The sequence below is a fragment of the Burkholderia sp. MSHR3999 genome, assembly GCF_000833595.1.
In the GTDB taxonomy this organism is placed as follows: Bacteria; Pseudomonadota; Gammaproteobacteria; order Burkholderiales; family Burkholderiaceae; genus Burkholderia; species Burkholderia ubonensis.
Genome location: NZ_JRFO01000006.1, coordinates 84,113 through 96,504, shown reverse-complemented (window position 1 = coordinate 96,504; position 12,392 = coordinate 84,113). Strand labels below are relative to the sequence as shown.

Genomic DNA, 12,392 nt, shown 5'->3' with positions numbered 1-12,392 from the left:
GTACATTGCCGGCTTTGTTTGCCAGCTAGACGGAACGATTGCCGTGGCCCTGTTTTCTTCCGCCCGCCCGCCCAGAACCATCCTCGTCGCCGCGCCGCGCCGCATCGGCGACGTGCTGCTGACGACGCCGCTCGTGCGCTCGCTGAAGGCCCGCTGGCCGGACGCGCAGATCGACATGCTGGTGTTTCGCGGCACCGAGGGCGTGCTCGAGCACAACCCGGACGTGCGCCGCGTGATCGTGGTCGCGCAGCGCGCCGGGTTTCGCGAGCGACTGCGCGACGCGCTGTCGATGTGGCGTCGCTACGATCTCGCGTGCGCGGCGCTGAGCTCCGACCGGCCGCGCTTCTATAGCTGGTTCGCGGGCCGCAAGCGGGTCGGCCTCGTCGATCCCGAGCGCGTCACGTGGCTGACGCGGATGATGCTGAACGGGATCGCGATCAACCACCACCAATCCGCGCATACCGTCGTCAGCACGCTCGCGCTCGCCCCCGTGATCGGCATCGAGCCGGTTTCCGAGGTCGTCGCGCCCGGCATCGGCGACGACCCCGCGCGGCGCGCCCGTTTCGACGCGCTGCTCGCCGAGTCGCCCGCGGTGCGCGACGGCAAGCCGCTCGTCGTCCTGCATCCGTATCCGATGTTCCGCTACAAGCAATGGCGGCTCGACGGCTGGGTCGAGATGATCGACTGGCTGCGCGGGCACGGCTTCGCGGTCGCGCTGTCGGGTGGTCCGGCCGACGGCGAGCGCGAGTATGCGGCGCGGGTCGCGGCCGAGGCGGGCGGGGACGTGCTGAATCTCGTCGGCCGCCTGACCTTCGGCGAGAGCGCGGAACTCGTGCGGCGCGCGCGGCTGTTCATCGGTCCCGATACGGGCGCAACGCACGTCGCCGCGGCGACCGGCACCGACACGATCGCCCTGTTCGGGCCGTCCGATCCGGTGCGCTGGGGGCCGTGGCCGCAGCACTGGCCCGCGACCGAGAACCCGTGGCCGCTGCGCGGCTCGGGGCGGCACGGGAACGTCTGGCTGCTGCAGGGCGAAGGCGATTGCGTGCCGTGCCGGCATGAGGGATGCGAGCGCCACGTCGAGAGCCGCAGCGACTGCCTCGTCAACCTGGGCGCGCAGCGCGTGAAGGCCGCGGCGGCCGAAATGCTCGGGCTGAGCGGGCCGGATGCGGCGGCGGTTGTCGACACGTCGCGGCTGCGGCGCGCCGAATCGAACTGAATCGCGCGGCGGCGCGAGCCCGCGCGTGACGTGAGCCGGCGCTAAGTGTTGTGCCGGATCGCCGACGTCTCGCGCGGCAGCGACTCGCCGCGCTCGGCACAGCCGAGCAGGATGCCCGCGAGCAGCACGATCAGGTGGCCTTCTGCGAAGTCGAGCAGCAGCGAATTCGCGACGCTGCCGATCGTGAAGATCGCGAGCCACGCGAGCAGCAGGTGCCGCGAGCGCGGATCGAGCGCGAGGCTGCCGCGCGCGATCTGCACGATCAGGTTGACGAACAGCAGCAGGCCGAGCGTGCCGAGCTGGACGGCCATCAGCAGGTATTCGTTGTGCGGATTCGACGTGAGCTGCCCTTCGGCGGCGCTCTTGCCGGCCGCCAGCTTCTGGAATTCGAACTCGAGGCCGCCCGCGCCGTAGCCGATCACCGGCCGCGCGCGATACAGCTCGAGCCCCTTCTTGTACCACTCGAGCCGCAGCCCGGTCGACGTGACGGCATCGTTCTGCCGGTATTCCCGCACTTCGGACGCGACCTGCGCGAGTCGCCCGCCGTGGGGCGTGCCCACGGCGACGGCGAGCACGGCCGCCGCGACGAACGCGCCCGCCGCGAGGCCCGCGCGCAGCGGCGACTGCCTGCGCAGCACGAGCAGCAGGCGCACCGCGACGACGCCGATCAGCAGCAGTGCGATCAGCTGGCCCGTGCGTCCCTGCAGCATCACGAACACGTATGCGAGCGACCACGCGGCGATGCCCGCGCAGGCGGCGCGCGTCAGCGCCGTGCGCGCCGACAGCGCGAGATCGGCCGCCTGGTAGAACAGCAGCGCGCCGAACATGCCGGCCGCGATGTGGTTCTTGAACACCCATGCGCGCGAGACCGGCAAGTCGGCCGCGTGCGCGGGCCCGATCGCGGTCAGCCCGAGATAGTTGGTCGTCGACAGCAGGAGGATCACGCACAGCGTGCCGAACCAGCAGCGCCGCACGATCGGCGCCCAGTTCGCCGCACGGCGGAACGCGATCACCGCAAACGGCAGCAACAGCAGCTTGTCGTATTTCGCAACCCAGCTCCATGCCTTGTCGTGCGGCGCGACCGTATACGCGACGCTCGCGGTCAGCGCGGCGAGCACGAGCAGCGCAGCGAGCGATGCGGGGTGGGTGACGAACGAGCGCAGATTGCGCCAGAACTCGGGCGTGACGACGAGCGCGACCGCGAACAGCGCGCAGAACACGTTGGTCAGCGCGGTCGACACGGGCACCATGCACAGCGCGGCGACGGCGAATGCGCGGGCGGCGGTCAGGCGCCGCGGCGCGGGGGCGGAAAACGATAGCATCGGAACCTGTCGGTTGGGCCGGTGGCGGCACGCATCACGGTGCCGCCCGCCGTGCGTCCCGGCAGCGGGGCCGGGCCAAACCGCGAAGTATACGCGAACCGCCGGGCGTTTCCGGACGGTCGACGGGGCCGGATCAGCTGAACGCCCGCTTGATCCTCGAGCGCAGCAGCGCGCGTTTCAGGCCACCGGCGACAGGCGGCGTATCGAGCGCGACGCGCGTGCCGGCCGGTTCGCCGCGATGCAGGTAGTAGCGGTCGAAGGTTGCCTGCGTCATCCCCCATTTGTTGAGGAACTGGCGGCGTCCGTCGTTCTTGACGATCTTGCCGGTGCTCTTCTGCTGGAAGTGGTAGACGAGGCTGTCGCCGGCGCCGAGGAAGATCCGGCAGCCGGCGTCCCAGAATTTCATCGAGAAGTCGTTGTCGCTGCTCATGCCGGGCGACAGCTCGCTGCTGTAGCCGCCGATGCGGTTCCACCAGTCGCGGTGCACGAGCGTGGGCGGCCAGGTCGAGCCGAGCCAGTCGGCGCGCGCGAGCTTCGGCGCGGCCGCGACGAGTCCCGCCGCGTCGAAATGCTCGGCGTCCCGGCCGAAATCGCCGACGACGACGCACGGGTTGCGCGTGTCGACCGGCTCGACCATCGTGCCGGACAGCATGAACAGGTCGGTCGGCATCTGCTCGATGCGCCGCACGAGCGCGGCATCCCAGCCGGGAAGGCAATACATGTCGTCGTTCATGTAGACGACGTAGTCGCGCGTCGCGCGCGCCGCGGCGAGGTTCACCGCGTGGCAGATGCCGATGTTCGCCGGCGACGCCGTGTGCTCGATGCCTTCGCTGCGCACCCAGTCGAGCGTGCCGTCCGAGCCGTCGTTCACGTGCACGATGATCTGGTGTTCGTGCGCGGAGTGGCGGCGCAGGCTGTCGACGACAAGCTTGAGGTACGGCAGGTTGTTCCAGGTCGGGATGATGATGGAGAACATGGCGGTCGGATTCGGTGGTCGTCGTGTCGGGCGGCGCGGCCTCGTCGGCATGCGCGCCGCGCGGGCAGGCCGGCATTGTAACGCCGGGCGGGGCGGGCGCCGCCGGCGGCGCAGCGGCGGATGAGCCGGCGTCAGCGCGCCGGCTCGTGGCCGAGCTTCAGGAAGCGGTAGTAGACGGTCTCCGCGTTGAAGACCGCGATCATGAAGCCCGCGCGCCCGTCGAGAAAGCCGCGCCGGAGCACGTAGGTGCGCAGGAATGCCCACGCGCCGCGCGCGAGCGCCTTGCCGAAGCCGCCGCGCTGGCCGGCCGCGCGGCGCTGGCGCGCGCCGGCCGTCGAGTACGCGTCGAGCTTGCGCACGACGGTCTCGAAATCCTCGTACGAGTAATGCATCAGCTTGCCGGACAGGCGCTGCGCGGGCGTGTCGAACACGAGCCGCTCGTGCACGAGATCGTCGGAGAAGCGTGCGCTGCCGCGGCGGAACAGGCGCGGCACCCAGTCCGGATACCAGCCGCTGTGGTGGACCCACTGGCCGCAGAAGCTCGACAGCCGGTCGAGCGCGTAGACCTGCGCGGCCGGCGTCCGGATCGCGGCGCGGATCGACTGCGCGAGTTCGGGACTGACGATCTCGTCGGTGTCGAGCGACAGGATCCAGTCGGTGGCCAGCGCGTCGAGCGCGCGGTTCTTCTGCGGGCCGAAGCCGGGCCAGTCGCGCGCGACGATCACGCGCGCGCCGTGCGCCTGCGCGATCGCGACGGTGTCGTCGGTGCTGCCGCCGTCGATCACGACGATGTCGTCGGCGAAGGCCAGCGCATCGAGGCATTGGGCGAGCCGCGCGGACGCGTTGAGGGCGATGAGAGCGACGCCGAGGGTGGGTTCTGCCATGAAATCGTCGGAACTGCGGGTGGAACGGTGAGCGGCAGTATACCCGCGGCCCGGAGGCCGGCCGTGCCGGCAAGGGTGTGCGGCTATAATATCGGGCCTTTTCGGCACCCGCCCGGCGGGGTCGGAGTGCCGGTCGAAACCCGCCCGGGCGCCGCGCCGCGGCTCAAGAAGGATTGCCTTGGAAACCCAGAACACTCTTCGCAAATCGCTGAACGCCGGCGGCACGTCGCCGGTCACGGTCTTCAAGCGCCTGTGGCCGTACATCAAGCCGCTCGTCGGCATCGTGCTGCTCGCCGTCGTCACGATGGGCGTCGTCGCGGCGACGGAGGCCGGGATTCCGGCGCTGCTCAAGCCGCTCCTCGACCACGGCTTCGGCGCGCACGGCAGCGACCGCGCGAAGTGGTACGTGCCCGTCGCGGTGATCGGCCTCGCGCTCGTGCGCGGCGTGTCGCAGTACGCGTCGGGTTACCTGCTCAGCTACGTATCGAACCGCATCCTGCTGCAGCTGCGCCTGGAGATGTTCCAGCGAATGATCCATACGAGCGCGTCGTTCTTCCAGCGCGAGACCGCGAGCACGGTGATCAATGCGATCGTCTTCGAGGTGAACCAGATTCTCTCGGTGCTGACGGGCGTGATGGTCACGCTCGTGCGCGACTCGATGACGGTGATCTTCCTGCTCGGCTACCTGTTCTACCTGAACTGGCGGCTCACGCTGATCGTCGCGGTGATCCTGCCGGGCATCGGCTGGCTCGTCAGCAAGATCAACCGCCGGTTGCGCCGCCTGAACCGCGAGCACCAGACGCTCACCAACGACCTGTCGTACATCGTCGAGGAGACGGTGGGCGGCTACAAGGTCGTCAAGGTGCATAACGGCGAGCCGTACGAAATCGACCGCTTTACCGCGATGAGCAAGCGCCTGCGCGGCTATGCGATGCGGATGACGGTCTCGGGCGGCCTCGCGCAGCCGATCACGCAGTTTCTCGCGTCGATCGCGCTGGCGGTCGTGATCACGATCGCGGTCGTTCAATCGTCGAACGACCAGACGACGGTCGGCGGCTTCGTGGCGTTCGTGACGTCGATGCTGCTGGTGATCTCGCCGCTCAAGCACCTGATCGACGTGAACCAGCCGCTGCAGCGCGGGATGACGGCCGCCGAGCTGATCTTCGGCCTGATCGACGAGCCGGCCGAGCCGCAGGGCGGCGGCCGGCCGCTGCCGCACGCGCGCGGCGAGATCGAGTTCCGCGGCGTGACGTTCGACTACGGCGCGGCCGAGCGGCCGACGCTCGACCGGATCTCGTTCAAGGTCGCGCCGGGCGAGATGGTCGCGCTTGCGGGGCCGTCCGGCAGCGGCAAGACGACGCTCGTGAACCTGCTGCCGCGCTTCTTCGATCCGACCGGCGGCTCGGTTCTGCTCGACGGCGTGCCGATCGCCGACTACGACATCCATGCGCTGCGCAGCCAGATGGCGATGGTGAGCCAGGACGTCGTGCTGTTCAACGACACGATCGCCGCGAACGTCGCCTACGGACAGACGCCGGATCGCGCGCGCGTGCAGGCCGCGCTCGAGGCGGCGAACCTCGCGGACGCGGTCGCAGCGATGCCCGACGGGCTGGACACGGTCGTCGGCGGCAACGGGATGCGCTTGTCCGGCGGCCAGCGCCAGCGTCTCGCGATCGCGCGTGCGATCTACAAGGACGCGCCGATCCTGATCCTCGACGAAGCCACGTCGGCGCTCGATTCCGAATCGGAACGCCACGTGCAGGCGGCGCTCGAGCGGCTGATGGAAGGCCGCACGACGCTCGTGATCGCGCACCGGCTGTCGACGATCGAGCGCGCCGACCGCATCCTCGTGCTCGAGGCCGGCAAGATCGCCGAAGAGGGCTCCCACGACGAACTGCTGCGACACGGCGGCCTGTACGCTCACCTGCACCGCATCCAGTACCAGCAACAGGCGGCCTGACGGGCGCGCGGCGAGCCGCCGCGCGTCTGCCGTCACGCCGGCGTGATAGTCTTCACTGCGCAGTCCGCAGTCGTTTCATTCGACCGAACAACACGGAGGAAACGCATGAAGATGACGCACCGCATGATGTTTGTCGCATTGATCGCGGCGACTTTCACGGCGCCGCTCGCGATGGCCCAGGACGAGGACGGGAATGGCCACCACGGCGGCCCCGGGATGAAGCATGGTCATGGACCGAAGCATATGCCGCCCGGCCAGATGCGGCGCGGCGACGATGCGCCGCCGCGCTGGGCGGACGAGCCGCACCGCGAATGGCACAAGGGCGACCGGCTGCCGGACGAATTCCGCGACCGCCAGTACGTGGTCGACGACTGGCGCGGCTATCGCCTGAGCGCGCCGCCGCGCGGCTATCACTGGGTCGGCATCGGCGGGGACTACCTGCTCGTGCAGATCGGCTCGGGCGTCGTGCTGCGAGTCGGGCCGTAAGCGCCGCTCGCTGAGCCGGGCGTGCCAGCGTCCGGCGAAACCTTCCTTCCCCATTGCCGCGCTACGTGCGCGCCAGCCAGCGCCGCTCGATCTTCGACGTCGCCCAGCACACGCCGAGCGCGCACACCGTGCCGAGCGTCACCTCGCCGAGCCGCACGAGCGGAATGTCCCACAGCGGGCCGCTGCCCGGAAACAGCATCACGATCGTCGCGGTGACGCCGCCGAGCCGCGCCGCGCTGCCGACGTTCAGGCACCAGCAGCAGACGATCACGACCGCGACCGCGATCGCATAGGCGAGCATGTCGTGGCCGCCGCCCAGCGCGGCGCCCGCGAAGCCGAGCACGCCGCCGACCATCGCGCCGACGAACTGGTCGCGCGACAGCGACATCGTGTCCGCGTAGTTGTGCTGGGTGACCGCGATCGCGGTGATCGCGGCCCAGACCGCCTGCTCGGTGTGCAGCGCGCGGCCGATGCCGTAGGCGAGGCACGCGCCGCAGACGGCCTGCAGCGCCATCAGCCCGCCTTGCGCGAGCCGCTGGCGCAGCGACAGCCCCTTGAACAGGTCGAAGACCGACTGCTGGATCTGCTGCCGGGTTTCGTTGAGTGTCCTGAGCGTATTCATCGTCTGGCTGCCATGAATCGGGTGACGCGGGCGCCCGGCGTCAGTGCGCCTGTTCGGGCGACGCGGGGGCGGACGCCTCGGCCTGGTCGTCGCCGTTCTCGACGCGCGTTTCGGGCATCGCGAGCCACACGAGCAGCACCGCGAGCGCGCCGGCCGCGGCGAGCCCGAAGAAGCTGACCGCATTGCCGAAATGGTCGGCGATGTAGCCGGCCACGGCCGTGCTGAAGGTGGCGCCGATCCCCGCCGCGAGGCCGAACAGGCCGATGCACAGGTTGTAGCGGCCCTTGCCGCCCGCGACGTCCGCGGCGATCAGCGGCAGCATCACGCCGAACACGGCGGCGCTGATGCCGTCGAGCATCTGCACCGGCACGAGCAGGTACGGGCTGCTCACGCCGGCGAACAAGAGCGCGCGCACCGGCAGCGCCGAGAAGCCGAGCAGCAGGATCGGCCGGCGGCCCCAGCGCTGCGCGGAGCGGCCAACCCACGGCGACAGCATCGCGACGATCGCCTGCGGCACGATGATGCACGCGGCGATCACGAGCTGCACGTTCTCGCCCATGCCGGCCGTCACTTCGCCGGCCGCGAGGTTCAGCATCGCCGCGTTCGACAGGTGGAACAGCACGACGCACGCGGCGAAGGTCAGCATCCGCCGGTCGCGCAGCAGCTCGAGCAGCGTCTCGCGCTCCTCGCCGTCGTCCTTGTCGTCGTGCCTGGCGCCGACGTGCGGGATCACCGTATGGGTCGGCTGGATCATCGCGAGCGCGAACAGCGCGGGCAGCGCGAGCACGGCGGTCAGCCAGAACACCGCGCGCGCGGAGAAGTATTCGCCGGTGAGCCCCATCAGGCCCGCCGCGACCGCGCTGCCGATCGACGCCCAGCGCGCGTTGCGGCCGAGCCGGTCGCCGAGGTCCGCGCGGCCGACCAGCGAGAACGAGATCGCCGCCATCGCCGGCACCAGCATGCAGCTCGCGAAGCCGTGGAACACCTCGGCCGCGATCACCGGCACGATCGTCGGGCTGGCGGCCAGCAGCACCGCGGACAGGATGATCGCGGCGATCGCCCATGCGGCCGCGCCTTTCTTGTTCTTCAGCGCGTCGACGGCCGCGCCGCCCGGCACCTGGCTCACCATCGCGCTGATCGTGCCGATCGACAGCACCATGCCGATTTCGCCCTGCGTCCACTTGTGCGACGCGAGGTACGACGCGATGAACGGACCGAAGCCCGTTTGAACGTTTGCCACGAAGAAGTTGAGCCAGTCGAGCGCCCGGAGGCTGCGCACGCTGACGGTCTGGTGGATCGTCATCGCGTGGCACCCGCAGACGAGGCCGGCGCGGGGGCGGGCGGCGGCGAGACGGCGACGAGCGGCTTGTCTGCCGCGTAGGGCGGCGACGCCTTGATCTGCGCGTCGTTGAGGTCGAGCTGCGGGCGCAGCGTCTTGTCGCGCGTGACGAAGCGCAGCGCGGCCCAGTTCGCGGCGATCGAGCGGCGATCCGTGTTGACGAGCCCGCCGAGGTCGAGCACGACCGCCTGCGGTTGCGCGTCGCGGTCGATCAGCACGTCGACGACGCGGCCGATCTTCGTGCCGTTCGGCCGTTCGACGTCGCTGTCGAGCATCGGCAGGCGCGTGGCCGGCGACGCGGCGGACGAGCCGGACAGCGGCACCGCCTTCGGCCGGGCGGCCGGCGGCAGCTCGCCCGACGGCACGTCGAGCACGATCGGCTCGCGCTTGCCGCCCGGCAGGAAGCGGAACACGCTCCACGGGAAGCTGACCTTGCGGTCGCCGACGCCCATGAAGCCCTGCAGGTTGACGATCATCTCGCGCGGCTTGCCGCTCGGGTCGGTCACCATGTCGACCGCGCGGCCGATCACCTTGCCGCCGCGCCGCCGCACCTCGCTGTCGAGCAGCGCGTGGACCTCGTTGCGGTCGAGCGTGCGCGTCGCGACGAGCGGGGCCGGCGCGGGCGGCGCCGGCGGCGGCGATTCCGGACGCTGGACCGGCTTCGGCCGCGCGACTTCGCGTTGCGGCTTCTTCGGCGCCTCGGCTTCCGGCCGGACCGGCGCGGGCACGGGCGGCATCGTCAGCGGTTCGCCGGCGGTTTCCTCGACCGGCTCGACGAGCGCCTCGCTGATCGGCGCGGGCGGGTTCTGGGTCGGCAGCAGCCCGCAGCCGGACAGCAGCACGGCGGCGGCGAGGATCGGGAAGAGCGTCGTGGACGGGAATGACATGCGGGACGCGTGAAGCGGATATCCGCCGCTCATTGAAAACTCACTCCAAGGGTCGGGGGCGGGCCCGGAGGCACGCGGCTGGCGATGGAAGGCGGGTGCGTGCGGCGCACCACGCGAGGGGAGAGTTTACCGTGTCTCGCGGGAGAGGCCGAAGAACGGCGGGCGATCGACGCGAATCGGCGCGTGAGAGCCGCGTGCGGCGGCGCTCGCGCGGGCGTCGCCGCATCGCGGCGACCGGAGCCGGAAGGCCGGCGTGCCGGACCATGCGACATGGCGCCGCAGCGGCCGGCCCGGGGCGCGTGTGCGTCGATTCGCGCGACGCACGCGCGAAGGCTTACGCCTCCGGATACCAGGCGTCCGTGAAGTCGCTGACGGCGACGTCGGCCAGTTCGGGCCGGGCCTCGAGCCACCCGCGAACCGATTCGCGGTCCGCGTCGGTCGTCGTGCCGCGCGGCGCGCCGGAAATCACGTAGGCGCTGATGCCTTCGTCCGCGGACGCGACGGTCAGCAGCCCGTTCGCCTCGACGAAGTCGATGAATGCGTCGATCAGTTCGCCGCGCTGGAGGTCGCTCAGCTCGGTGCGGTATTGGGCCGATGCGCAGAAGGCCAGCTCCTGGAATTCGCCGATGTGGAGTTTCTTGCGCTGGCGGCGGTTGTGTTGCTTGCTCATGGTGCTTGATTGAATGCTGTAGGGATGGAAAAAAGAGGCTTCGTGCGGCGGGAGCGCGTGCGTTCACTTCACTTTACTTTACGCACTGCACATCCTTCCTGGGCACGGAGATGATCACCGGGTAGGTTCCGCGCTCGAGCTCCACGCGCGCGACCACGACCAGCGTCTGCGCGTCGCTGTCGTCGTAGACGCTGACCCGCTCGTGCCGAAGATACGTGACGCCGGTGCAGCCGGACGTGCGGCTGTCTTCGGAGACCTTGCAGTCGAGCGGATTGTCGGCGAGGTAGCGATACTTTTCCGGGGTCGCGAGGTATTCGCGCAGGCTTTGCGCGGATCCGCCGACACCGGTGACGGTCGCGATCGCGCACGATTGCTGCGACGCGTCGCCGGCGGCCGGCGTTTCGGCCGTTGCCGGCACGCTCGCGAACGCGAGCGCGGCGACGAATGATGTGGATGCGATGATGGACTTCATGGCGCGGTTACCCGTGTGCGGACTCAGCGCGGGATTGTAACCAACCCGCGCGGGGCGGGGTGTCGACAGGGCATCGCGCCGTGCGTCACATCAGCACGATGTCGTACTGCTCCTGGCTCAGATTCGACTCGACCTGCAGCGACACCGGCTTGCCGATGAAGTCGATCAGCATCGCGAGATGCTGCGATTCCTCGTCGAGGAACAGGTCGATCACCTGCTGCGCGGCGATCACGCGGAATTCGCGCGGATTGAACTGCCGCGACTCGCGCAGGATCTCGCGCAGGATGTCGTAGCACACGGTGCGCGACGTCTTCACCTGGCCCTTGCCCTGGCAGGTCGGGCACGGCTCGCACAGCACGTGCGCGAGCGATTCGCGCGTGCGCTTTCTCGTCATCTCGACGAGCCCGAGCTGCGAGAAGCCGTTGACGGTAACGCGCGTGCGATCGCGCGCGAGCGCCTTCTTCAGCTCGGCGAGCACCGCGTCGCGATGCTCGGCGTTCTCCATGTCGATGAAGTCGATGATGATGATCCCGCCGAGGTTGCGCAGCCGCAGCTGCCGCGCGATCGTGTGCGCGGCCTCGAGGTTGGTCTTGAAGATCGTGTCGTCGAAGTTGCGCGCGCCGACGTAGCCGCCCGTGTTCACGTCGATCGTCGTCATCGCCTCGGTCTGGTCGATCATCAGGTAGCCGCCCGACTTCAGGTCGACCCGCCGCGACAGCGCGCGCTGGATCTCCGTCTCGATGTTGTACAGGTCGAACAGCGGCCGCTCGCCGGTGTAGTGGTGCAGCTTCGGGCTCACGGCCGGCGTGAACTCGGCCGCGAATTCGGCGAGCCGCTGGTGCGTTTCGCGCGAATCGACCTGGATGCGCGACGTGTCGTCGTTGGCGAAATCGCGCAGCACGCGCTGCGCGAGGTCGAGATCCTGGTACAGCAGGCTCGTCGCCGGCAGCCGCTGCGCCTGGCCGACGATCGTCGCCCAGGTCTTGCGCAGGTAGGCGACGTCGCCGGCCAGCTCGTCGGAGGTCGCGTCCTCGGCGATCGTGCGCACGATGTAGCCGCCTTTCTCGTCCGCCGGGATCACCGCGGTCAGGCGCGCGCGCACCGCCTCGCGCTCGGCCTCGCTCTCGATCTTCTGCGAGATGCCGATGTGCGGCTCCTGCGGCAGGTAGACGAGCGTGCGGCCCGCGATGCTGACCTGCGTCGACAGCCGCGCGCCCTTCGTGCCGATCGGGTCCTTGATGACCTGGACCATCAGCGTCTGGCCCTCGAACACGGTCTTTTCGATCGGCTGATGCGGCGCGCTCGTGTGCGGTTCGCCGTTCAGGCGCGGCTGCCAGATGTCGGCGACGTGCAGGAACGCCGCGCGCTCGAGCCCGATGTCGATGAACGCCGACTGCATGCCGGGCAGCACGCGCACGACCTTGCCGAGATAGATGTTGCCGACGCGTCCGCGCGACAGCGTGCGCTCGACGTGAAGCTCCTGCACCGCGCCTTGCTGGACGAGTGCGACCCGCGTTTCCTGCGGCGTGATGTTGATCAGGATTTCTTCGTTCAT

General features: G+C 69.9%; 12 protein-coding genes. 3 read left to right on the top strand and 9 right to left on the bottom strand.

Annotated features, from left to right (window positions below; all coding sequences use genetic code 11):
* Positions 1-43: 43 nt before the first annotated feature.
* A complete protein-coding gene (locus KY49_RS17780; protein WP_042585964.1) occupies positions 44-1,219 on the top strand; it encodes a glycosyltransferase family 9 protein in 1,176 nt (391 codons plus the stop codon).
* 41 nt (positions 1,220-1,260) lie between these two features.
* Here KY49_RS17780 and KY49_RS17775 read toward each other — a convergent pair whose 3' ends face one another.
* The 3 genes from KY49_RS17775 to KY49_RS17765 form a co-directional block, all read right to left on the bottom strand.
* Positions 1,261-2,541, bottom strand: a complete 1,281-nt coding sequence (locus KY49_RS17775; RefSeq protein WP_042585963.1) for an O-antigen ligase family protein — start codon at positions 2,539-2,541, stop codon at positions 1,261-1,263.
* 133 nt (positions 2,542-2,674) lie between these two features.
* A complete protein-coding gene (locus KY49_RS17770) occupies positions 2,675-3,517 on the bottom strand; it encodes a glycosyltransferase family 2 protein (protein WP_042585962.1) in 843 nt (280 codons plus the stop codon).
* Positions 3,518-3,648: 131 nt separating this feature from the next.
* Positions 3,649-4,401, bottom strand: a complete 753-nt coding sequence (locus KY49_RS17765) for a glycosyltransferase family 2 protein (RefSeq protein WP_042585961.1) — start codon at positions 4,399-4,401, stop codon at positions 3,649-3,651.
* Between the two features lie 178 nt (positions 4,402-4,579).
* Between KY49_RS17765 and msbA the strand changes: the two genes are divergently transcribed.
* Positions 4,580-6,361, top strand: coding sequence for a lipid A export permease/ATP-binding protein MsbA (gene msbA, locus KY49_RS17760; protein ID WP_042585960.1), 1,782 nt, complete (start codon positions 4,580-4,582; stop codon positions 6,359-6,361).
* Between the two features lie 105 nt (positions 6,362-6,466).
* Entirely contained in the window at positions 6,467-6,847 is a 381-nt protein-coding gene (locus KY49_RS17755) for an RcnB family protein (RefSeq protein WP_042585959.1), read from the top strand.
* 61 nt (positions 6,848-6,908) lie between these two features.
* Here KY49_RS17755 and KY49_RS17750 read toward each other — a convergent pair whose 3' ends face one another.
* From KY49_RS17750 to rng, 6 genes are all read right to left on the bottom strand, one after another.
* A complete protein-coding gene (locus tag KY49_RS17750) occupies positions 6,909-7,469 on the bottom strand; it encodes an FUSC family protein (protein WP_042585958.1) in 561 nt (186 codons plus the stop codon).
* 40 nt (positions 7,470-7,509) lie between these two features.
* A complete protein-coding gene (locus KY49_RS17745) occupies positions 7,510-8,772 on the bottom strand; it encodes an MFS transporter (protein WP_042585957.1) in 1,263 nt (420 codons plus the stop codon).
* Positions 8,769-9,728, bottom strand: a complete 960-nt coding sequence (locus tag KY49_RS17740; RefSeq protein WP_042585956.1) for a PRC-barrel domain containing protein — start codon at positions 9,726-9,728, stop codon at positions 8,769-8,771. Before KY49_RS17740 ends, KY49_RS17745 begins: the two co-directional genes overlap by 4 nt.
* Positions 9,729-10,029: 301 nt before the next feature.
* Entirely contained in the window at positions 10,030-10,365 is a 336-nt protein-coding gene (locus KY49_RS17735) for a YggL family protein (protein WP_010091129.1), read from the bottom strand.
* Between the two features lie 73 nt (positions 10,366-10,438).
* Positions 10,439-10,837, bottom strand: a complete 399-nt coding sequence (locus KY49_RS17730) for a hypothetical protein (protein ID WP_042585955.1) — start codon at positions 10,835-10,837, stop codon at positions 10,439-10,441.
* An 85-nt stretch (positions 10,838-10,922) separates the two neighbouring features.
* Positions 10,923-12,392 (bottom strand): ribonuclease G, encoded by a 1,470-nt coding sequence (gene rng / locus KY49_RS17725; protein ID WP_042585954.1) that lies wholly within the window; start codon positions 12,390-12,392, stop codon positions 10,923-10,925.